Source organism: Cellulomonas sp. C5510 (assembly GCF_019797765.1).
In the GTDB taxonomy this organism is placed as follows: domain Bacteria; phylum Actinomycetota; class Actinomycetes; order Actinomycetales; family Cellulomonadaceae; genus Cellulomonas.
The window spans coordinates 3,077,981-3,099,700 of the sequence record NZ_CP081862.1 but is presented as its reverse complement, the minus strand read 5'-3'; the positions used below and the strand labels follow the sequence as shown (position 1 = coordinate 3,099,700).

Genomic DNA, 21,720 nt, shown 5'->3' with positions numbered 1-21,720 from the left:
CGAGGGCGGTCCGGACGCCCGGGGGGCGTCACGTCGCGCTCGGAGCACCGAGGTCGAGACGACCGGGCAACCGATGTACACCCCGATGATACGCACCCGCCCCCGTGGCGTGCCGGAGCGGGCCCGGACGCGGCGCGTCCTGGCCCGCCCCGGTCCTGCCGTCAGGGGGACGCGGGTGCGGCGGCCGTGGTGGGCGCGGCGGTGCCGTCCGTCGTGCCGCCGGAGGACGCGGCGGCCGCACCCGCGACGGGGACAGCCTCCGGGCCGGTCGCGTCGGCCTCCTCGGCCGCCGCGTCGAGCGCGGTCGTGAGCCGGCCCTGCTGCGTCGCGGCCAGCACGAGCGCGACGACGGTCGCCGCCACCGTCACCGCGAACGCCGCCCGGTGGCCGTGCGTGTCGGCGAGCCGGCCGGCGACCGTCGAGCCGAGGGCGTACCCGATGCCGGTCGCCGACGCGAGCGCCGTCATCGCCGCCCCCGTCCGCCCGGGCGGGACGACCCGCTCGCCCAGCGAGAACACCGCGATCATGTAGGGCGCGATGGCGCAGCCCAGCACCGCCACCGCGGCGGTGAGCGCCGGCAGGGTGCCGACCAGCAGCAGCGGCCAGGACAGCAGGACCATCGCGGCGGCCGCGGCGAGCACCCGCCGCTGCTGCCCGACGCGGGCCGGGATGAACGCGGTGCCGATGCCGGCCAGCGCGCTGCCGATGCCGAGCACCGCGTGCACGAGGCCCGCGAGCCCGGGCTGCCCGGCCTGCGTCGCGAGGACGGTGGTGCCGGTCTGCGTGGCGCCGAACAGGACCCCGACCGCGGACTGCGCGACGACGAGGACGGTGAACGCCGCGGTGAGCAGGCGCCCGGTGGGCCGCGCGTGCGGGCCGGACGTCGTGCGGCGCGCCGTCGGGTGCAGGGCGAACGCCGTGCCGAACACCGCGAGCAGCGCCGCGGCGGTCAGCAGCGCGCCGGCCGGGGACAGCGCGACGGCCACCAGGCCGACCAGGGCCGGGCCGATCGCGAAGGAGGCCTCGTCGGCCGCGCCCTCGTAGGAGAACGCCGCGTCGACCAGCCGGCGTCGCTCCGGACCCGCGTCGGCCGTGATCGGCCGCCACCGCACGCGCGCCAGCGGTCCCACCTGCGGCAGGGCCAGCCCGGTGAGGGCGGCGACCACGGCCAGCAGGGGCCCGTCCGCACCGCCGTCGGCGAGCAGCGTCAGGCCCGTCAGCGCGGCGGCCCCCGCCAGGGACTGCACGAGCACGACGGGTCGCTGCCCGTACCGGTCGGCGAGGCCGCCGGCCACCGGCGCGCCCGCGGCGTTGGCGACGGCGAGGCAGCCGGCGGCGAGGCCACCGAGGCCGTACCGGCCGGTCGCGGTCGAGACGAGCAGGAGGGTGCCCAGCTGGGCCATCGCCATCGGCAGCCGGCCCAGGAAGGCGACGGCCACGTAGGCGGGCCCGGCGAGCCGGAGCAGGCGGGCGTAGGAGGACAGGGCGGTCACGGGGGCCTCTCGGGGTACGTCGGTCCGACGCGCCTCCCCGCCACCAGGTCGCGTCACAGCCCTCATCTGCGCCCAGTCTAGCCGCGGCGTTACGATGCCCGGATGACCGAGGTCGTTCACGACGCCCACCCGATCGCCGACGCCGCCGACACCGTCGAGCTGCTCGGCCTGGTCGCCCACCTGCAGCACGTGGCCTTCGGCCGGCTCGCGGAGGACGCCCGCGTCGCGCCCTCCACCGCGCAGCAGCTCGAGCTCAGCCGCCTCGCCGCGGCGGCCGTCGCCCGCCGGGACGCGGTCCTGGAGCGGGTGGTCGAGCTGGGCGGCGACCCCGAGCGGTGCCTGGGGGCGTACGCGCGCCTCATGGAGGACTTCGACTCGCGCACGCAGCCGAGCACCTGGTGGGAGCGGCTGCTCCGGTCCTACGTCGCCGACGGGGTGTCCGACGACTTCTGCCGGATCGCGGCCGCGGCCGTCGACCCGCGCTCCCGCGCCCTGCTCCTCGAGGTGCTCGACGACGCCGCCCACGAGGACCTCGCCGTCGGCGAGCTCGAGGCCGCGGGCGCCCAGGACGAGGTGCTCGTGTCGCGGCTCGCGCTGTGGGGGCGGCGGCTCGTCGGCGAGGCGCTCGGCGTCGTGCAGCAGGCCATGGCCGCGCACCCGGGCCTCGGGCGCCTGGTGACCCGGCGCGCGTCCGGCGGGGCGGCCGTCGACGCGTCGGCGGGCGACGGGCACGACGCCACGCCGGCGACGTCCGAGGAGGACGCCGCGGCACCCGCCCGGCTGTTCGGCGAGCTGACGGCGGAGCACACCCGCCGGATGTCGCGGCTCGGTCTGACGGCCTGACGCCGCGCTCGCGGCGCCCGCGACGACGACGCCCCCGGCACCTCACGCGGAGGTGCCGGGGGCGTCGTGCGGCGGGGCCGGTGCGCCCGCGCCGGGTCAGAGGGCGCCGAAGCCGACGCGGCCCTTCGACTCCGTGCCGATCTCGACGTAGCCGATCGACGCCGACGGCACGACGACGCGCCGCCCGCGGGTGTCGACGAGCTCCAGGACGGGCTTGCCGGTGAGGGCCTCGGTGACGGCGGCCGTGACCTCGTCGGCGGTCTGGTCCGACTCGATCACCAGCTCGCGCGGCAGGTTCTGCACCCCGATCGTGATGTCCACGCTGGTCGTCTCCTCGCTCGTCCGGTTGTGCTGCCCCGTCATCCTAGGCCGGGCGGGCGTCGCCGCCGTCCTGCTGCGGCTCCCGTTCGCCCTCGGCCGAGAGGCCCGGGACGAACCCGGACACCCCGCCCCACGCGAGCCGGGCGACCAGCGACGCCGTCTCGCGGGCCGGCAGCGGGCCGGCCGCGCGCAGCCGCCGCGTCGCGGCCTCCTGCGCCATCGCCGCGACGCTGGGGGCCAGCAGCGCGGCGGTCGCGTGCGGGACCCCGGCCACGCCGGACAGCACGGACTCGACACGGCGCGTGACGACCGCCGTGGCCCGCTCGACGCGCGCCCGGACGCCGTCGTCGTGCCGGACGTCCGACTCGAACAGCAGCGCGGAGGACTCCCCGGCACGGTCCACGAAGTCGAGGTAGGCCCGCACGACGCCGGTGATCACGGCCCGCGCGTCGTGCGGCCGCACCTCGCCCGGCGGGTGCTCGGCGACCGCGGCGTCGACGGCGGACAGCAGCTCCTCGCCGCGGGCGTCGACGACCGTCAGGTACAGGTCGAGCTTGGAGGGGAAGTGCCGGTAGAGCACGGGCTTGCTGACCTCGGCCCGCTCGGCGATGTCGTCCATGGAGACGTGGTGGAAGCCCTCGGACGTGAACAGCTCCTGGGCGATGCGCAGCACCTGCGCGCGGCGCAGGGCCCGGGGCATGCGCACCGGTCGGCCGCGGCCGGTCGGGGGCTGGTCCATCGGGTGATGATAGCCAGCGGCCCCGCGCGGGTCCCGGGTGTCTCGCTCCGGTCCGGCCGTGCCCGGGCGGGGTCCGTGCGGTCTGCTCCGGGGCACCGCTGCTGCCCGCTGCTGTCGGTGGCGTGTGATGGGATCGAGCCGTGACCGTGACACCCGCCGCCCCGCCCGGCCCCGCCGGCCTGCGCCTGGTGCGGCCGGTGCTGGCGGACGTGCCGCCCCCGGTCCGGCTCGGCGCCGACCAGCGCGCGGTGGTGGAGCGGCTGCTCGCGCGCGAGGACCGCGCCCTGCTCGTCGTGGGCGCCGCGGGCACGGGCAAGACGCTGCTGGCGGTCGAGGCCGTGGCCGCCGCGCTCGGCGCCGACGACGACGCCCTGCTCCCGTCACCCGGCACGCCGTCGCCCGACGAGGTGCTCGTGCTCGCGTCGGGGAGGCGCGCGGCGGCCGAGCTGCGCGACCGGATCGGTGCGCGGGTCCGCCGCACCACCGGCCAGGCCATGGTGCGCACCGCCGCCTCGGCCGCGTTCGCCGTGCTGCGCTCGCGGGCGGCGCTGCTCGGCGAGCCCGCACCCACGCTGATCTCCGGACCGGAGCAGGACCTGGCGCTGGCCGAGCTGCTCGCCGGGCACGCGGCCGGGGAGGGCGTGCCGCTGCGGTGGCCCGCGGGCGTCCCCGACGACGCGCTCACGCTGCGGGCGTTCCGCGGTGAGCTGCGCGACCTCCTCATGCGCGCCGCGGAGCGCGGTGTCGGGCCGGTCGAGCTCGCGGCGCTCGGAGATCGGCACGGGCGCCCCGAGTGGGTCGCCGCGGCGACGCTGTACGCCGAGTACCTGGACGTCACGACCCTGCGCGCCGGCACGCCCGACGCGGGTGCGCGGCACGACCCGGCGACGGTCGTCGAGGAGGCCGCGGAGGCGCTGCGGGCGTGGGACCAGGAGCTGCCGGGTCGGCCGCGGCCGCGGTGGCGCCTCGTCGTCGTGGACGACTACCAGGAGGCGACCGAGGCCACCGCCCGGCTGCTGCGCGTGCTGCAGGACGACGGGGCGACGGTGCTGCTGCTCGCCGACCCCGACGAGGCGGTGCAGACGTTCCGCGGGGCCACCCCCGCGCTCGTCGGTCGCGCCGACGCCCACGGGGACGGGCCGGGGGAGCTCGGCGCGCACCGCATGGTGCTGGAGACGGTCCGCCGCCACGGACCGGCCCTGCGCCAGGTGGCCGGGCGGGTGTCGCAGCGCGTGGCCGTCGTGGGAGGCGCGGCGCACCGGCGTGCACGGCCGGCCTCCCTCCCGGGCGCGGTCGGGCCGGGCCGAGGGGGCGGCACCGAGGCGGGCGCCGGTGTGCCGCGGGCCGGCGGCGGGCCCGACGCACCTCGCGACCTGGTGCGCACCGCGGTGCTCCCCAGCGCCGCGCAGGAGGCCGCCTGGATCGCCCACGCGCTGCGCCGCGCGCACCTCGAGGACGGCACGCCGTGGGCCGAGATGGCCGTGGTCACCCGGTCGGGTGCGCAGGTGACAGCGCTGCGCCGGGCGCTCGGGTCGGCGTCCGTGCCGGTCGCCGTGGTGGGCAGCGACGTCCCGCTGCGCGACGAGCCCGCGGTGCGGCCGCTGCTCGACGCGCTGCGCTGCGTGCTCGGCGGGGACCGCCCGGGCGGTGGGGTCGGTGCGGGAGGCCTCCCCACGCCGGCCCCGCCGGGCCGGCTGTCGACGCCGGGGGAGCCCCGGCCGTGGACGGTCTCGCGACGCGGGTCCCGGCACCGGACGGGGCGGCCACCGGCGGGCTCGCGCTCGACGCGGCGCTCGCCGCGCGCCTGTGCTGCTCGCCGCTGGGCGGCATGGACGCCGTGGGCCTGCGGCGGCTGCGGCGTGCGCTGCGCCAGGAGGAGGTCGGCGCGGGGGGCGGCCGGCCGAGCGACGACCTGCTGGTCGAGGCGCTCGCGTTCCCCGGGCGGGCGGCCACGCTGCCGCAGGCCGTGCGCCGCCCGGTCGTCCGGCTCGCCGGCGTGCTGGCCGCCGGCCGCGCGGCCGCCGCCGACCCGGGCGCCGACGCGCAGACCGTCCTGTGGGCGCTCTGGGAGGCCTCCGGGCTCGCGGACCCGTGGCGCCGGGCGGCGCTCGCAGGCGGACCGGGCGGTGCGCGAGCGGACCGGGACCTGGACGCGGTCCTCGCGCTGTTCCGGGCCGCCGAGACCTTCGTGGACCGGATGCCGCAGGCCCGTGCCGCCGCGTTCCTCGAGTGGGTGGAGGCGCAGGAGCTGCCGTCCGACACCATCGCGGCGCGGGCCCGCCGGGACGCGGTGGCCGTGCTGACGCCGGCCGGAGCAGCCGGCCGCGAGTGGGACGTGGTCGCCGTCGCGGGCGTGCAGGAGGGCGTCTGGCCGGACCTCCGGCTGCGCGACTCGCTGCTCGGCTCGCAGGCCCTCGTCGACGTGCTGGCCGGCCGCGTGGCACCGGAGGGCGACGGCGTCGCCCCCGCCGACGGTGCCGCCGCACGCGCCGCGGTGCTCGCCGACGAGCTGCGCTCCTTCCACGTCGCGGTGACCCGGGCGCGCCGCGTGCTGCTGGTCACCGCCGTGTCCGACGAGGACGACCAGCCGTCGCCGTTCCTCGACCTCGTGGAGCCCTGCGACGAGGACGACGACCCGCGGCGGACGACAGCACCGGCCCCGTTGGACCTGCGCGGGCTCGTGGCCGGGCTGCGTGCGCGGCTGGAGGACGCCACCCGGCGGGGCGAGCCGGACGACGGGGCAGCGGCGGTGCTCGCGCGGCTCGCCGACGCCGGCGTACCCGGGGCCGACCCGGACCAGTGGCACGGGCTGGCCGGGCCGTCGAGCGACGCCCCGCTGTGGCCCGAGGGGCAGCGTGTCCCGGTGTCCCCGTCCCGCGTCGAGACGGCGGGCACGTGCACCCTGCGCTGGGCCCTCGAGGCCGCCGGCGGCACCGCGCCGAGCAGCACGCGGCAGTCGCTGGGGACGCTCGTGCACGCCCTCGCCCAGACGTTCCCGCGCGGCGGCCGGGAGGAGATGCTGGCGGAGCTCGACCGCCGCTGGCCGGAGCTCGGGCTCGGCTCCGGGTGGCCCGCGACGCTCGAGAGGCGGCGCGCGGAGGCGATGGTGGCGCGGCTCGCCGGCTACCTGGCGACCGCGGGGGAGCCGCTGGCCGTGGAGGCGCGGTTCGAGCTGCAGCTCGACCGCGCGGTCGTGCGGGGCACGCTCGACCGCGTGGAGCGCGCCGAGGACGGCCCGGGCGACGCGGACGGCACACCGGTCCGGGTGGTCGACCTCAAGACCGGTCGCACGGCACCGTCCGCGCAGGAGTCGACGACCAACCCCCAGCTCGGGGCGTACCAGCTCGCCGTGGACGCCGGCGCCGTCGAGGGGCTGCCGCCCGGGTCGCGGAGCGCCGGGGCGCAGCTCGTCTACGTGTCCGACGTCAACAGGTCCCAGGCGGCCGTGCGGCAGCAGCCGGCGCTCGGGCCGGACAGCCCCGCGGAGCCCTCGTGGGCCCGCAGCCACATCGAGGAGGTCGCCGAGCGGATGGCCGCGTCGTCCTTCGCCGCGACGGCGAACGCGCTCTGCGACCGGTGCCCCGTGCGCCGGTCCTGCCCGCTGCGGGACGAGGGCGGGCAGGTGGTCGGATGACGACGACGACGGTGCGGCCGGCGCTCTCCGCGCACGACGTCGCCCGGCTGCTGCGGCGCGACCTGCCGACCGACGAGCAGGTCGCCGTCATCGAGTCCCCGCTCCGCCCCGCCCTGGTGGTGGCGGGAGCGGGCTCGGGGAAGACCGAGACGATGGCCGCGCGCGTCGTGTGGCTGCTCGCGAACGGGATGGTCGCGCCGGAGGAGGTGCTCGGGCTCACGTTCACCCGCAAGGCGGCCGGCGAGCTCGCGGAGCGCGTGCGCCGCAGGCTGCGCCACCTCGCGCGCGCGGCGGCGGCCGAGGGCGTGCACCTGCCGGGGCTGTCGGCTGCGGAGGACGCGGCCGACGGCGGCGCGGGCCTGCTGACGGTCGCACGGCCCACCATCTCGACGTACAACGCGTACGCCGCGTCGCTCGTCTCCGACCACGGGCTGCGCCTCGGCGTCGAACCGGCCGCGCGTCTGCTCGGGGAGGCCGCGCAGTGGCAGCTCGCCAGCGAGGTCGTCGAGTCGTGGACGGCCGACCTGGACTCGGCAGCGGCCGTGTCCACGGTCGTCGAGGCGGTGCTCACCCTCTCGGGCGCGCTCGACGAGCACCTGCTGGCGCCGGAGGAGGCGCGCCGGCGGATCGAGGGCATCGTCGACGACATCGAGGCGACACCGCCCGGCGTGCCGCCGCGAGCCCCGTACGCCAAGGTCCGCGACCTCGTCGCCTCCCTGCGGGAACGGCAGCGGATGCTCGACCTCGTCGCCGCGTACCGGGAGCGCAAGCGCGCCGTCGACGCGCTGGACTTCGGCGACCAGGTCGCCGTCGCCGCGCGGCTGGCCCGCGACGTGCCCGAGGTCGCGGCGGGGGAGCGTGCCCGGTTCCGTGTGGTGCTGCTCGACGAGTACCAGGACACCTCGTACGCCCAGCTGGTCCTGCTGTCCGCGCTGTTCGGCGACGGCCACCCGGTCACCGCCGTCGGCGACCCGCACCAGTCGATCTACGGCTGGCGCGGCGCGAGCGCCGGCGGGCTCGAGCGGTTCCCGACGGACTTCCCCGACGTGGCGCCGGACGGCGACCGCCGCCCGTCCGCCGTGTACGCGCTGTCCACCTCCTGGCGCAACGACGTGCGCGTGCTCGACGCGGCCAACCACGTCGCCGAGCCCCTGCGACGGCCGGACCGCGTCCGCGTCGCGCTGCCGACGCTCGCGCCCCGCCCCGGAGCCGGCCCCGGCGACGTGGTCGCGCACCTCGCGCCGACCCTCGAGGAGGAGGCCCAGGCCGTCGCGGACTTCGTGGCCGCACGGTGGCGTCCCGAGGGTGGTCGCGGCGTGCTGCCGGGCGCCGACGGCGTGCCGTCGCCCGACGGGTCGCGGGTCACCGCCGCGGTGCTGTGCCGCAAGCGCGCGCAGTTCCCGGTCCTCCACCGGGCTCTGCGCGCGGCCGGTCTCCCGGTCGAGGTCGTCGGCCTCGGCGGCCTGCTCGCGACCCCGGAGGTCGTCGACGTGGTCGCTCTGCTCCAGGCTGCGCACGACCCGTCCCGCGGCGACGCCCTCATGCGCCTCCTCACCGGCGCCCGGACGCGGCTCGGTGCGGCGGACCTGCACGCGCTCGCCGACTGGTCCGCCCACCTCGCCCGGGGGCTGGACCGGCGGTCGGCCGCGGCGGGCGGGGCCCCGACGGCAGCGCCCGCGGCGCGGGCCGACGCCGCCGACCCCGCCGAGCCGGCCGCCGCCGCCGCTCCCGCCGGCGCACGGCCCGACGCCGACACCCCGTCCGCCCCGGTCGTCGCCGACGTGGTGGACGAGCGCAGCATCGTCGACGCGGTCGACTCCCCGCCCCCGCCCGGCTGGACCGGTCCCTCGGGCCGGCGGCTCACCGCAACCGGCCTGGCCCGCGTCGTCGACCTCGGCGCCGTGCTGCGCGCGGTGCGCCAGCACACGTACCTGTCGCTGCCGGAGCTCGTCGGGCACGCCGAGCGGCTCTGGGGCCTCGACATCGAGGTGGCCGCCCGACCCGGCCTCACCCCGGGCCGCGCCCGCGCGCACCTCGACGCGTTCCGCGAGGTGGCCGTGCGGTACGCCGACGCCACCGACGACCCGAGCCTGGGTGGGTTCCTCGCCTGGCTGGAGTCCGCGGACGCCCACGAGCACGGGCTCGACATGCCGGTCGCCGAGCCCGACCCCGACGCGGTGCAGCTGATCACCGTGCACGCGGCGAAGGGTCTGGAGTGGGACGTCGTCGTCGTGGCCGGCCTGGTGGACGGCGGCCTGCCGGCGACGCGCACGCAGGGCAAGGACGGACCGACCGACTCCGCGTGGCTGACCGGGCTCGGCGAGCTGCCCTACCCGCTGCGCGGCGACCGGGCAGACCTGCCCGAGCTCGCCTACGCCGGCGCCGCCGACCCGAAGGGCCTGGAGGAGCGGCGCCGGCAGTTCCTGCGCGACGCCGGCGACCACCAGGTCGCCGAGGAACGGCGGCTCGCGTACGTGGCGTTCACGCGCGCGCGCTCGGCGCTGCTGCTCACCGGCGCGTGGTGGGGCGACGGCAGCCGGCCGCGGCCGCCCTCGCTGTTCCTCACGGAGGTGGTCGAAGCCGGGCTCGCGCGCGTCGCGGGTTGGGCGACCGCGCCGGACGACGACCACGCGAACCCGCGCACCGAGGAGGTCGCGTCGGCCACGTGGCCAGCGGATCCGTTCGCGGGCACCGGCGACGGCGCCCGGTCGCGCCGCCCGGCGGTCGAGGCGGCGGCGGCCGCGGTCCGGGCGGCACGTGCCGCGTCCCGTCCCGCGTCGCCGACGCCCTGGGACCGCACCGTCGAGCTGCTCCTCGCGGAGCAGGAGGCGGAGTCGCGACCCCGGCCCGAGGTGGAGCTGCCCGCGCACCTGTCGGCGTCAGCGGTCGTGCGGCTCGCGGCGGACCGGGCGGAGTTCGCGCGGGCCCTGCGCCGGCCGGTGCCCCAGCGCCCGTCCCCGCAGGCTCGCCGGGGCACGCAGTTCCACGCCTGGGTGGAGGGGTTCTTCGGGGCGCCCGCGCTGGTCGACCTGGACGACCTGCCCGGCGCGGACGACGACTCGGTGGCCGTGGACGCCGACGAGGCGGCCCTGCGGGCCGCCTTCCTGTCCACCCCGTGGGCGGCTCTCGAGCCGGTCGCCGTGGAGGTGGACGTGGAGACGACCGTCGCCGGCTACGTGCTGCGCTCCCGGATCGACGCGGTGTTCCCCGACCCGGACCGGCCCGGCGTCCCCGGGGCGGTCGTCGTCGTGGACTGGAAGACCGGCGCGCCGCCGACCGACCCCGCCGCGACCGCCGTCCGCGAGCTGCAGCTCGCGGTGTACCGGCTCGCGTGGTCCCGCTGGACGGGCACGCCGCTCGACCGGGTGGACGCGGCGTTCTGCTACGTCGGCGCGCGGCGGACCGTGCGCCCGGAGCGGTTGCTGGGCGCGGACGAGATCGAGGGCCTGCTGCTGGCCGCGACGGCCCCGCCCGCCTGAGCAGGCCCCGCCCGCCGCGGCCGGACCTGCGGCTGCAGCCTGCCCGAGCCGCTGCCGTCCGCCCGTCGGCTCAGCTCGAGGCGGTGCCCGGCTCGGCCACGTCGCGGGTCTGCTCGTCGAGCTCGTCGAGCATCTGCACGGCGTCCGCGACCACCTCGTCGTCGCCGGACCGCACGCCGTACAGCAGCCACCGTGCCAGCGCCAGCTCCCCGGCGAGCAGCGCGCGCTCCGCGAGGTGCGGGTCCTTCAGCTCGGTGCGCCGCAGCTGGTAGGCCTCCATGACGGAGTCCACCGCCTCCTGTGGGGCGGCGACGAGCAGCCACGCCAGGTCGTCCGCGGGGTCCGCCACCTTCGCCTCGCCCCACGCGACCACGCCGGTGACGGCACCGTCCGCCACCAGCACGTGGTCCGCCGACAGGTCGCCGTGCACGACGGTCGGGATGAACTTCCACAGGGAGACGTCCTCGAGGCGCTCCTCCCACCGGCGCAGCAGCGTGGCGGGCACCCGCCCGGTGCGGGCGGCCTCGTCGACCTCGGCCTGGCGGCGCTCGCGGTAGGCGGCCGCGTCGTACACCGGCAGCCCGGCGTCCTCGACGACCGAGACGGGCAGCTCGTGGAGCGCGGCGATCGACCGGCCGAGGGACGCGGCGACGCCCGGCCCCGGCTGCAGCCGCTCGAGCGCGATCTCACGGCCGGGCAGCTCGCGGTGCACGACCACGCGGCCGCCCTCCTCGAGGGGGGCCGCGCCCACCACCCGCGGCACGTCGAACGGCAGGCGACCGGCGTCGACCTGCTCGGCGAGCGCGCCCAGCAGCACCAGCTCGGCCTCGAGCGCCGCCCCGGCCGCCGCCGAGCGGGGTGCACGGACGACCCAGTGCCGTCGCTGGGTGTCGGTCACGAGCGCGACGTCGTCGTCCCCGGAGCCGCCTCCGGGTCGCACCTCGCGCGCGTCGAAGCCGGGGACGGCGACGGTCGCGAGGGCGGCGAGGGCGAGGGGTGAACGCACCGTCCCAGGGTAGGACCCGCGCCCGCCCGCGGCCGCCCGGCTCGGATCCTGGGCGTGTCCTGCGGTGTCGTCGGCGTGCCCCGCGGTCGTCGGCCGGGCGCCGCCCGGGAGCGGCGCGGGCGCGCTGCGCAGCCCCCGCGCGCGACGCGTACGGTGGCGGCGTGTTCGCCTCCGACCTCCCCCTGTCCCGCACGGTCACGGACCGCGCGGCCGACCTCCGCGGCGACGAGGACCTGCTGGGCCGGCTGCTCGACGACCCGTCGACCCGGGTGCTGCTCGTCTCCGGGGGCCGTGTCGTGACCAGGTCGCGGCCCGGTCGCCGCCGCGCGCTCGCCCTGTACCCGCCGCAGGAGGCGGCCCTGCGCGCGCCCAGCGGGTCGCTGGCGGAGCGCTGGGCGTTCCTCGGCTACGACGACGCGGACCAGGTGCCCGGCGTGGCGCCCGGCGAGCGCCGGCCCACCGGGCCGGCGTACCTCGCGCACCACGTCCCCGAGGGGGTCGCGGCGGCGCTGCCCGCCGGCGACGGGTGGACCGCCCTCCGTGAGGTCGGCGGCGAGCTGTCGGCGCGGGACGCCGGCCTCGCGACCGCGGCTGTCGCGCTGTACGAGTGGCACGTGCGGCACCCGCGCTGCCCGCGGTGCGGCGCGGTGACGTACACGGTGCAGAGCGGGTGGGTCCGGCGCTGCGTCGCGGACGGCTCCGACCACTACCCGCGCACGGACCCCGCGGTGATCATGGCGGTGGTCGACGACGACGACCGCCTGCTGCTCGCGAACTCGGCGGCGTGGCCCACGCACCGGTTCTCGACGCTGGCGGGGTTCGTGGAACCGGGCGAGTCCGTCGAGCACGCGATCCGGCGCGAGGTGCGCGAGGAGTCGGCGGTGGTGGTCGGGGAGGTCGAGTACCGGGGCAGCCAGCCCTGGCCGTTCCCCGCGTCGCTGATGCTCGGCTTCCGGGCGCGTGCGCTGACCACGCAGATCACGGTGGACGGCGACGAGCTGCGGGCCGCGCGCTGGTTCGACCGGGACACGCTGCGGGCCGAGGTCGGGCGGGGCACGGTGGTGCTGCCGCCGGGGACGTCGATCGCCCGGGCCCTCATCGAGGACTGGTTCGGCGGCCCGCTGCCGGGCGACCCCCTGCGGGACGGGTGGAACCGCGGCGCCGTGCCGCCCGAGGGCGCAGGCGCGGCGGCGGGTGGCCCGCCCGCGACCGCCGACGAGTCCGCGGTCCCGGGCGGCGGGACGTCCCGGGACCCGGCCGCCCCGGCGCCGGCCGTCGGGCGGCGGGCCCGGGGTGCGGCGCGCTGAGCCGCTCGCCCCGGCCGGGACCCCGGACGGGCCCGCGCGGCGGCGTCACGCGCCGAGGCGCTCCTTGACCTGCACCAGGGACGGGTTCGTCGCCGCGCTGCCGTCCGGGAACAGCACGGTGGGCACGGTCTGGTTGCCGCCGTTGACCTGCTCGACGAACGCCGCGGCGTCCGGCTGCTGCTCGATGTCGACCTCGCTGTACGCGATGCCCGCGGAGTCGAGCTGCGTCTTGAGCCGGCGGCAGTAGCCGCACCAGGTCGTCGAGTACATCGTCACGGTGCCCGCGGCGGGCAGGTCCTGCGTGGTGGTCATCGTCAGCCTTCGTCGCTCGGTCGGTCGTGCCACCCGGGGCAACGCCGGGGGACCGCCCCATCTTCCCGGGCCTGGGGACGACGACGCGACCTGTCGGTGCGGGGTGCGAGGATCGGTGCGATGCCTGCCGACGACCTGCTCGACGCCCTCGACCCCGACCAGCGCGAGGTCGCCCGTGCGCTGACAGGGCCGGTGTGCGTGCTCGCGGGTGCCGGGACGGGCAAGACGCGCGCCATCACCCACCGCATCGCGTACGGCGTGCGGACGGGTGCGTACGCGCCGACGAGCGTGCTCGCGGTGACGTTCACCGCCCGCGCGGCGGGCGAGATGCGCACCCGGCTGCGGGACCTCGGCGTGGCGGGCGTCCAGGCGCGGACGTTCCACTCCGCCGCGCTGCGCCAGCTCCGGTACTTCTGGCCGAAGGTCGTCGGCGGGGCGGTGCCGTCGGTGCTCGCGCAGAAGGCGCCCGTGGTCGCCGACGCCTGCCACCGGCTGGGCCTGGCGGTGGACCGCGTGTCGGTGCGGGACCTCGCGTCGGAGATCGAGTGGGCGAAGGTCTCGCGCATCACGGCCGAGGACTACGTGCGCGCGGCCGCCGCCGCGGACCGTCCGGCGCCGGCGGGGCACGACCACCACGCCGTCGCGCGGCTCATCACGGCGTACGAGGACGCCAAGGACGCGCGCGGCGTCATGGACATGGAGGACATCCTCTGGCTGCTCGCCGGGATGCTCGTCGAGAACGGGGCCGTCGCCGACGAGGTGCGGCGCCAGTACCGCCGGTTCGTCGTCGACGAGTACCAGGACATCTCCCCGCTGCAGAAGTTCCTGCTCGAGCAGTGGCTCGGCGGGCGTGACGAGCTGTGCGTGGTCGGCGACCCGAGCCAGACGATCTACTCGTTCGCCGGCGCGACGCCGCACTACCTGACGCGCTTCACCGCCGAGCACCCGCAGGCGCAGGTCGTGCGCCTCGTGCGCGACTACCGGTCGACGCCGCAGGTGGTCGGGCTCGCGAACGAGGTGCTGCGCCGGGCCCCGAAGGACCGTTCGGCGCGCTGGGAGCCGCTCGAGCTCGTCGCGCAGCGGCCGTCGGCGGGGCCGGTCCGGTTCGCCGTGTACGACGACGACGAGGCGGAGGCCGCCGGCGTCGCGACGCGCATCGGCCGGCTGGTCGCCGCCGGGACGCGACCGAGCGAGATCGCGGTGCTGTACCGCACCAACGCGCAGTCCGAGGCGTTCGAGCAGGCGCTCGCCGCGGTGGGCATCGGGTACGTGCTGCGCGGCGGCGAGCGGTTCTTCGCCCGGCAGGAGGTCCGCGACGCGATCGTGCGGCTGCGCGGCGCGGCGCTCGCGGCGGACCCGGAGACCCCGATGCCGGAGACCGTCCGCGACGCGCTGCGGTCCGCCGGCTGGACCGACGAGCCGCCCGCGGCGCGCGGTGCCGCGCGGGAGCGGTGGGACACGCTGCACGCGCTGGTGGCGCTCGCGGACGACCTCGCGGCGGCGGCCGGTCGCACCGGTGGCACCGCGACCGTCGCCGACCTCGTCGCGGACCTCGACGAGCGCGCCGCCGCGCAGCACGCCCCCACCGTCGAGGGCGTGACGCTCGCCTCGCTGCACGCCGCCAAGGGACTCGAGTGGGACGCGGTGTTCCTCACGGGCCTGTCCGAGGGCCTGGTGCCGTGGGCGTCGGCCGACACGGCGGGCGACGTCGCGGAGGAGCGGCGGCTGCTCTACGTCGGGATCACCCGCGCCCGCGCGCACCTGGAGCTCTCGTACGCGCGGTCGCGCACGCCGGGCGGCCGGGCCACGCGCCGCCGTTCCCGGTTCCTCGACGGGCTGTGGCCGCAGGAGGGCCGCGCGAGGTTCGGTGACGGACGCGCCCGGTCGGCCCCGCGCCTCACCGGGGACGCGGACCCCGAGCTGCTCGCCGCGCTGCACGCGTGGCGCGCCGACCTCGCCCGCCGCACGTCGAAGCCGTCGTACACGGTGCTCGGGGACGCGACCCTCGCGGCGATCGCGGAGCTGCGCCCGTCGAGCGTGCCCGAGCTCGCGCGCGTGCAGGGCATCGGACCGGCGAAGATCGACCGGTACGGGCCGGAGCTGCTCGCGCTCGTCGCCGGGCGCGGTCGCGGGGCGGGCGCCGCCGGGGCGACCGGCACCCCGGCGGACGGCGTGACGACGCCCCGGTGAGAGGGGCCGGACGGGGGACCTGCGGGACCCGTCGGAAGTTTCTCCGGTAATTCGGTTGTGCGCCCCGGGCGGGCCCCTCTACGGTGATCGAGTCCTGATGGAAGGCCGTGCTGTGCGAGCAGCCGGCCCGCGAACCCGGAGGAGGTGAGGTGCGGTGAAGATCATGATCAACGAGATCGGCGTGGGCGCGTTCGCGCTGCCGTACCTGGCACCGACCCCCGGCACGCACCAGGGGACCACTGTGTCCGCCGCCGTCCGCGGCACCGGCTTCGGCCCGGCGCTCGGCGGCGCTCCCCGGCTGCGCAAGCGCGATCTGTCGCTCGCCCCCGACTCCCTCCCTGGAGGTCCGGTCATCTGAGTCGATGACCGAACCGACCAGGCCGTGGAGTCCACCGGATTCCACGGCCTTCGTCCTTCTCCCGCTGCGGGAGGGGCGAGACGCGGGATCCACCCGCTCCCTCGTCTCACCTCGTCAGTCATCAGGAGGACACCGTGCGGCTCACCACGCTGCTCGACACGGTCAACCAGGGCGGTTCCGGACCCTGGCCCCCCGCCGAGAACGCCAGCGCCGCCGACGTGCAGTTCGACGCCCTCGTCGCCGGGCTCATCCCGTGCCGGTCGAACGACCCGGAGCTCTGGTTCGCCGAGCGCACCGCCGAGGTCGAGCAGGCGAAGGCGCTCTGCCGGACCTGCCCGCTGCTGGAGGGCTGCCTCGCCGGCGCCGTCGAGCGCCAGGAGCCGTGGGGCGTCTGGGGCGGGGAGGTCTTCGTCGGGGGGCAGGTCGTCGCCGTGAAGCGCGGTCGTGGCCGGCCCCGCAAGGACGCCAGCCCGGCTGCCTGACCCGCAGGCACCGACCGTGTCACGGCACGAGGGCGGCGCACCCGCAGTCCGGGTGCGCCGCCCACCGGCGCACCCGGGGTTCCACCGCGGGCAGGGCGATCTCGTAGCGTCCGCCCGCGGTGCGCGGGGTCCCGCCGTCGAGGCGCGTCAGCACCTCCGCCGCGGCGAGCCCGGCGGCGACGGTCGCCAGCGCGGCCGGCACTCCCGTGCGGTCGGGCCGCTCCCGGTGGGCGAGCTGCGCGAGCACCACCGGCCACGCGGGGTCCGCGCGGGCCTGGTGCAGGTCGAGGCAGCGCAGGCAGGGCAGGCCGGGCGCGCCGGGCTGCACGAACGGTCCGACGAGCGCGTCGGCCTCCCGCAGCACGACCGGCAGGTGCGGCACGCCCGCGGTCAGCAGGCCCAGCGCCGTGCCGGGGTCGGCGACGTCCGCCGACACGGTGACGGCGACGTCGGGCACCGCCCGACCGGGCGTCCGCAGCCGCACGTGCGGGGCGAGCGCGTGCAGCACCTCGGCGGCGGTCTCGGCGCGTGGCCGGCCGACGTGCGCCGGGGACGCCCCCGTGCCGACGTCGGACGGCCGCACCGGGCTGTCGTCGGCGAGCTCGAGCGCGCCGACCCCTGCCGTCGCCAGCGCGCTCACCAGCGCGAGGCCCGTGCGCCCCAGCCCCGTGACGGCGACCGTCGCCCGGGCGCGAGCCCGCAGCACGTCCGTGCCGTCGTCGGCCGCGCGGGTGAGGGCGTACGCGTACGCGTCCGGCGCGGCGGCCGGGGGTACGCGCGGTGGGCGCCGGCGGCTGGGCCGGAGGACGCCCGCCGTGGCGAGGTCGTCGATCAGAGAGGCCGGCAGCCACGGGTCGAGCGGCCGGTCACCGGTGCGGACCAGCCGGTCGGCCTGCTCCGGGGTGAGCCCGCGCACGCGCACCGCCCAGCGGCTGTCCGTGCCGAGCTGCACCTCGTCGGGCGCCCGTCGGACCACGCGGAGCCCCGCTCTGAGCTGCACGGCGTCCCACCCCCGTCCCGTCGGCCACCACCACGGTGGCACGCCGGACGAGGGCGGGAGCCGTCGTCCACAGGTCGGGTCGGTCAGGCCTTGCCGAGGATGCGGTTCAGCTTGGTGCTGCACACCGGGCAGGTCGCCTTGGCCATGCGGCGCCCGGACTCGGACACGACGACCTCGCCCTCCGCCTGGCGCTTCTCCTTGCACTTCACGCAGTAGAACTCGCCGGCGTAGGTCTCGGCCATGTCGCACTCCTCGTGTCGTGGTGGCACGCCGGGACCCCGGCGCCCGGGCCAGTATCCACGCACGAGGGGTGGTCCGGCAGGTGTTCGGAGCCGCCGGCGTCCGGGACGTCGCTCGATCGCCGGACCGCGACCGGCTACCGTGCTGGTCGTGCAGCCGTCGAGGGAGCACCACCCGGCGCCGGGCGTCCCGGCTGCCTCGGCTGCGCCCGGGGTCGTCCCGGTGACAGCTCCAGCGGCGGTGCCCGCGGACGACCCGGACCCCCGGCTCGGCCCCGTCGAGGTGCGCCGCTCGCGCCGGCGCTCGCGGACGGTGACCGCCTACCGCGAGGGCGGCCGGACGGTCGTCGCGATCCCCGCCCGGTTCACCCGGGCGCAGGAGCGCGAGTGGGTGCGCCGCATGCTCGACCGGCTCGCCACCCAGGAGCAGCGCCGCCGGCCGTCCGACGACCAGCTGGTGCGGCGCGCGTCCGAGCTGTCCGCCCGTTACCTGGGCGGGCGCGCGGTCCCCTCGAGCGTCCGGTGGTCCGGGAACCAGGGCCGGCGCTGGGGGTCCTGCACCGTGGCGGACGGCAGCATCCGGCTGTCCGACCGGCTGCGCGGGATGCCGTCGTGGGTGACCGACTACGTGCTGCTGCACGAGCTCGCGCACCTGCTGCACGCGGGGCACGGGCCGGAGTTCTGGGCGGAGCTGACGACGTACCCGCGCACCGAGCGGGCGCGGGGGTTCCTCGAGGGCTACTCGTTCGCCGAGCGCGCGCCCGGCGACCCGGTCGACGGCGCGGGCACCGACCCCGAACCGGCCCCCGAGGCGGACTGAGCCTCGGCGTGCGGCCGGGGCCGCGCGGCCACGTCGCGGTTCAGCGCGTGGTGCCGTCCCCGTCCCCGTCCGCGCCGGTCTCGCCGCCTGTCGCCTCACCGCCGCCCGGCCCGCCCGTGCCGGTCGTGTCCTCGTCGAGGATCTCCGCCAGCGCCCGGTCCAGGTCGGCGTGCTCGTCCTGGGCGGCGGACCGGCGCTCGGCGTAGCCGGTGGGGTCGTCCAGGTCCTCGGCCGTCGGCAGCAGGTCCGGGTGGTCCCACACGGCGTCGCGCGCGCCCGGGCCCTGCTCGCGGGCGATGTGCGCCCACAGCGCGGCGGCGTCGCGCGAGCGGCGGGGGCGCAGCTCGAGGCCGACGAGCGTGGCGAACGTCTGCTCGGCGGGCCCTCCGGCGGCGCGGCGGCGGCGGATCATCTCCCGGAGCGCGACGCTGTGCGGCAGGTGCGGGAGCGCCGCGGTCGCGACGACCTCGTCCACCCAGCCCTCGACGAGGGCCAGCGCGGTCTCCAGCCGGGCCAGCACGGCCTGCTGCTCGGGCGTGGTCTGCGGTGCGAACACACCGGACGACAGCGCGCCCTGCAGCGCGGCCGGGTCCGTGGGGTCGATCGAGCGGACCGACTCCTCGAGGCTCTCCAGGTCGATGCTGATGCCGCGCGCGTAGGCGTCGACCGCGGCCAGCAGGTGCCCGCGCAGCCAGGTGACGTGCGTGAACAGCCGGGCGTGCGCGGCCTCGCGCAGCGCGAGGAAGAGCCGGACCTCCTCGAGCGGCACGTCCAGCCCGTCGGCGAACTCCGCGACGTTGCGCGGCACCAGGGCGGTCGCGGGCTCGGCGACCAGCGGCAGACCGACGTCGGTGAGGCCGAACACCTCGCGGGACAGCGAGCCGGCCGCCTGCCCGACCTGCATGCCGAACACCAGCGCACCGAGCTGCCGCATCATCGCGGCGGGGTCGAGGGCGCCGCCGCCCGGGCCCGCCGGCAGCGCGAGGCCCTCGGGGAGCTGGCCCGGGAGCTGGTCGGCGAGCGTGGTGGCCAGGGCGGTGGACATCGACGTCGCGACCGGCTCGGTGAGGGTGCGCCACGTCGGCAGCGTCTGCTCGACCCACTCGGAGCGGGAGAGGGCGTGCACCCGGCCGCCCGCGGGCGGCAGGTCGGTCGCGGCGTCCAGCCACAGCTCGGCGACGCCCAGCGCGTCCGCCGCCTGCCGGGCCTCGGCGGGGGTCACGGTCGGGTCGCCGCCCTGCACCGCGACCTGCCGCGCCAGGTCGTGCGCGACGTCCCAGTTCACCGGGTCGTCACCGCTGCCCGCGAGCATCCGCTGCACCTGGGCGACCACCTGGTCCACCAGCGCCGGGTCGTCCGGCAGGCCGGAGGCCCGTGCCATCTCGGCAGGATCGAGGCCCTGCTCCCGCATCTGGCGCAGCGCCTCGTCCGCGTCGGGGCCGAACATCTGGCGCAGCATCTGCTCCCAGGCGGATCCGCCGGTGGGCTCGGGCTGGCGCGGGTCGTCGGAGGTCATGCGGTGCTCCCGGGGCTCGTGGTGGTGCCACCGTAACCACCGCCTCCCGCGCCGTGACCAGGAGGCCGCCGCGGTTCGCTCAGGGCGCACGGCCCCCGCCGCCGACCCCCGCACAGCGGGGTGGGGCATGATCGTCCGGTGCACGCCCAGCCCGACCTGCCGCCGGAGCCGCCCGCCGCGGGGGACGACGCCCTGACCGCCCCCGGCACGGACCCCGCCGCCGACGCGCTCGCGGTGCCGCCGGTGACACGGCGCGCGGTGCTGCTGTCCGGGGGCTCGCTGGCTGCGGCTGTGCTGCTCGTGGTCCTGCTGCTCATGCCGGTGCCCTACGCGGTCAACTCGCCGGGCCCGACGCTCGACACGCTCGGCTCGCACGACGGCACCGAGCTCATCACGATCGACGGGGCGCCGACGTACGACGCGACCGGGGAGCTGCGGCTCACGACGGTCTCGACGACCGGCGGCCCGGGGTACCCCTCGAGCGTGCTCGGGGTGCTCGCGGGCTGGGTCAGCCCGTCGCAGCTCGTGGTGCCGGTCGAGTCGGTGTTCCCGCAGGACGCCACGCAGGAGCAGCTCGACCAGCAGAACGAGGCGCAGATGGTGTCCTCGCAGGAGAACGCGACGGTGGCCGCGCTGGAGGAGCTCGGGTACGACGTGCCCGTCACCCTGACCGTGCACGACGCCGTCCCGGGATCGGGCGCCGAGGGCGTCGTCGAACCCGGCGACGTGCTGCTCGACTACGACGGCACGGCGCTCACGTCGTACGGCCAGCTCATCGACCTGCTCGCCGCCACCGCGCCCGGGGCCACCGTGACGCTCGGCGTCCGGCGCGACGGCGCGGACGTCGACCTGGACGTCGTGACCGGCGAGCGCGAGGACGGCGACGGCAGCCAGCTGGGCGTCTACATCGACCCGGAGTTCGACCCGCCGGTGGACGTCACCATCCAGATCGACCGGATCGGGGGGTCCAGCGCGGGCACCATGTTCGCCCTCGGGATCATCGACCGCCTGACGCCCGAGGACGAGGCGGCGGGGCAGGTCATCGCCGGCACCGGGACGATGGACCTCAACGGCGACGTCGGCCCGATCGGCGGGATCCGGCAGAAGATGGCCGGCGCGCTGCGGGACGGGGCGCGCTGGTTCCTCGCGCCGGCGGACAACTGCGACGAGGTCGTCGGGCACGTGCCGGACGGGCTGGACGTCGTGCGCATCAGCACCCTGCACGAGGCACGGGAGGCCGTCGCGGCGATCGGCGCCGGGGAGACCGGCGACCTGCCGTCCTGCACGACCGGCGACGCCGAGGGCTGACCCCCGGCCCCCGTCAGGCGAACGTCGCCCGCAGCGCCTCGACCAGCCCGGGCACCACGTCGGCTCCCTGACCCACGGCGTCGTCCCGGTCGGCGGCCCGCTGCCGCACCGCGCACCACGACGGCCCGTCGCGCAGCACGCCGACGGCCAGCCGCACGTCCTGCCGCTGCGGGTGCGCGAGGAGGGCGGACAGCGCCTGGTCCGGGTCGGGGGGCAGGTCCTGCTCGGCCTCGGGCGGCAGCACGATCCGCTCGACCGTCAGCGCCGCGCCGTCCACGCCGGCGGGCCACGCGATCGCGCCGAGCAGCCCCTCCAGGTCGTCGCTCGCCGGCAGGCCCTCCTGCTCGATCGACGTCAGGTGGTGGGCGTCCGACGCGGCGGCGGACAGCACCGCCGGCGGGAGCTGCGACGCGAGCGCGGGCTCGGCGTCGAGCGCGGCCTGCGTGCGCACCAGGGCGAACACCCGCACCGGCCCGTCCCAGCCGCCGGTCGCCACGTGCCGCTCGACCTCGGCCACCGCCTCGGCGAGCGCGCGCTGCGCCGCGCCCTCGGGACCCGCGGCGGGTCCCGGTGCGGGTGTCGCGTCGTGCTGCGGGGCGTCGGGGGTCTGCGGTGCGTCGCTCACGGCCGCCATCCTCCCACCCCGCGGGTCCCGCGCCCGGCCGGCGGGGCG

19 protein-coding genes are annotated in these 21,720 nt (G+C 78.0%); 10 read left to right on the top strand and 9 right to left on the bottom strand.

Translation table 11 applies throughout. The features are described 5' to 3' along the window. Positions 1–161: 161 nt before the first annotated feature. Positions 162–1,493: an MFS transporter gene (locus K5O09_RS14235; protein ID WP_255595585.1), complete on the bottom strand. Its 1,332-nt coding sequence runs from the start codon at positions 1,491–1,493 to the stop codon at positions 162–164. 102 nt (positions 1,494–1,595) lie between these two features. Here K5O09_RS14235 and K5O09_RS14230 point away from each other — a divergent pair, with 102 nt between their 5' ends. Next, positions 1,596–2,336 (top strand): ferritin-like fold-containing protein, encoded by a 741-nt coding sequence (locus K5O09_RS14230; RefSeq protein ID WP_222170136.1) that lies wholly within the window; start codon positions 1,596–1,598, stop codon positions 2,334–2,336. Between the two features lie 96 nt (positions 2,337–2,432). On the opposite strand, the gene K5O09_RS14225 is transcribed toward K5O09_RS14230, so the two are convergent. Both K5O09_RS14225 and K5O09_RS14220 read right to left on the bottom strand, forming a co-directional pair. Further along, a complete protein-coding gene (locus tag K5O09_RS14225; RefSeq protein ID WP_222170135.1) occupies positions 2,433–2,657 on the bottom strand; it encodes a DUF3107 domain-containing protein in 225 nt (74 codons plus the stop codon). Between the two features lie 43 nt (positions 2,658–2,700). Then, complete coding sequence (locus K5O09_RS14220; RefSeq protein ID WP_222170134.1) at positions 2,701–3,396, bottom strand: TetR/AcrR family transcriptional regulator; 696 nt, start codon at positions 3,394–3,396, stop codon at positions 2,701–2,703. 140 nt (positions 3,397–3,536) lie between these two features. Here K5O09_RS14220 and K5O09_RS19595 point away from each other — a divergent pair, with 140 nt between their 5' ends. From K5O09_RS19595 to K5O09_RS14205, 3 genes are read left to right on the top strand one after another with little or no spacing between them, the layout of a single operon-like run. Continuing rightward, entirely contained in the window at positions 3,537–5,699 is a 2,163-nt protein-coding gene (locus K5O09_RS19595) for a UvrD-helicase domain-containing protein (protein WP_370635459.1), read from the top strand. Then, on the top strand, positions 5,594–7,030 hold the full coding sequence (locus tag K5O09_RS19590) for a PD-(D/E)XK nuclease family protein (RefSeq protein WP_222170133.1): 1,437 nt from the start codon (positions 5,594–5,596) through the stop codon (positions 7,028–7,030). Before K5O09_RS19595 ends, K5O09_RS19590 begins: the two co-directional genes overlap by 106 nt. After that, positions 7,027–10,509 (top strand): ATP-dependent DNA helicase, encoded by a 3,483-nt coding sequence (locus K5O09_RS14205; protein WP_222170132.1) that lies wholly within the window; start codon positions 7,027–7,029, stop codon positions 10,507–10,509. Before K5O09_RS19590 ends, K5O09_RS14205 begins: the two co-directional genes overlap by 4 nt. Positions 10,510–10,579: 70 nt before the next feature. Here K5O09_RS14205 and K5O09_RS14200 read toward each other — a convergent pair whose 3' ends face one another. Then, complete coding sequence (locus tag K5O09_RS14200; protein ID WP_222170131.1) at positions 10,580–11,515, bottom strand: phosphotransferase; 936 nt, start codon at positions 11,513–11,515, stop codon at positions 10,580–10,582. A 161-nt stretch (positions 11,516–11,676) separates the two neighbouring features. Between K5O09_RS14200 and nudC the strand changes: the two genes are divergently transcribed. Further along, on the top strand, positions 11,677–12,822 hold the full coding sequence (gene nudC, locus K5O09_RS14195; RefSeq protein WP_222170130.1) for an NAD(+) diphosphatase: 1,146 nt from the start codon (positions 11,677–11,679) through the stop codon (positions 12,820–12,822). A gap of 45 nt (positions 12,823–12,867) precedes the next feature. On the opposite strand, the gene K5O09_RS14190 is transcribed toward nudC, so the two are convergent. Beyond that, positions 12,868–13,134 (bottom strand): mycoredoxin, encoded by a 267-nt coding sequence (locus K5O09_RS14190; protein WP_222170129.1) that lies wholly within the window; start codon positions 13,132–13,134, stop codon positions 12,868–12,870. 120 nt (positions 13,135–13,254) lie between these two features. Here K5O09_RS14190 and K5O09_RS14185 point away from each other — a divergent pair, with 120 nt between their 5' ends. The 3 genes from K5O09_RS14185 to K5O09_RS14175 all read left to right on the top strand — a co-directional run bounded on the left by K5O09_RS14185 (position 13,255) and on the right by K5O09_RS14175 (position 16,164). Further along, a complete protein-coding gene (locus K5O09_RS14185; protein WP_222170128.1) occupies positions 13,255–15,324 on the top strand; it encodes an ATP-dependent helicase in 2,070 nt (689 codons plus the stop codon). 154 nt (positions 15,325–15,478) lie between these two features. After that, a complete protein-coding gene (locus K5O09_RS14180) occupies positions 15,479–15,682 on the top strand; it encodes a hypothetical protein (protein WP_222170127.1) in 204 nt (67 codons plus the stop codon). A gap of 134 nt (positions 15,683–15,816) precedes the next feature. Beyond that, complete coding sequence (locus K5O09_RS14175; RefSeq protein WP_222170126.1) at positions 15,817–16,164, top strand: WhiB family transcriptional regulator; 348 nt, start codon at positions 15,817–15,819, stop codon at positions 16,162–16,164. A 19-nt stretch (positions 16,165–16,183) separates the two neighbouring features. Here K5O09_RS14175 and K5O09_RS14170 read toward each other — a convergent pair whose 3' ends face one another. Continuing rightward, positions 16,184–17,164, bottom strand: coding sequence for a ThiF family adenylyltransferase (locus K5O09_RS14170; RefSeq protein WP_222170125.1), 981 nt, complete (start codon positions 17,162–17,164; stop codon positions 16,184–16,186). A gap of 83 nt (positions 17,165–17,247) precedes the next feature. Continuing rightward, a complete protein-coding gene (locus tag K5O09_RS14165) occupies positions 17,248–17,406 on the bottom strand; it encodes a DUF5679 domain-containing protein (protein WP_147794224.1) in 159 nt (52 codons plus the stop codon). 238 nt (positions 17,407–17,644) lie between these two features. Here K5O09_RS14165 and K5O09_RS14160 point away from each other — a divergent pair, with 238 nt between their 5' ends. Beyond that, the gene (locus tag K5O09_RS14160) at positions 17,645–18,223 is read left to right on the top strand and encodes a YgjP-like metallopeptidase domain-containing protein (protein WP_222172813.1); all 579 of its coding nucleotides are present in this window, start codon (positions 17,645–17,647) and stop codon (positions 18,221–18,223) included. Positions 18,224–18,263: 40 nt separating this feature from the next. Here the strand turns inward: K5O09_RS14160 and K5O09_RS14155 are convergent, their stop codons facing one another. Further along, positions 18,264–19,739, bottom strand: a complete 1,476-nt coding sequence (locus K5O09_RS14155) for a zinc-dependent metalloprotease (RefSeq protein WP_222170124.1) — start codon at positions 19,737–19,739, stop codon at positions 18,264–18,266. A 138-nt stretch (positions 19,740–19,877) separates the two neighbouring features. Between K5O09_RS14155 and K5O09_RS14150 the strand changes: the two genes are divergently transcribed. Then, positions 19,878–21,047, top strand: a complete 1,170-nt coding sequence (locus K5O09_RS14150) for a PDZ domain-containing protein (protein ID WP_222170123.1) — start codon at positions 19,878–19,880, stop codon at positions 21,045–21,047. Positions 21,048–21,060: 13 nt separating this feature from the next. Here K5O09_RS14150 and K5O09_RS14145 read toward each other — a convergent pair whose 3' ends face one another. Then, positions 21,061–21,681, bottom strand: a complete 621-nt coding sequence (locus K5O09_RS14145; protein WP_370635458.1) for a PPA1309 family protein — start codon at positions 21,679–21,681, stop codon at positions 21,061–21,063. Positions 21,682–21,720 lie beyond the last annotated feature (39 nt).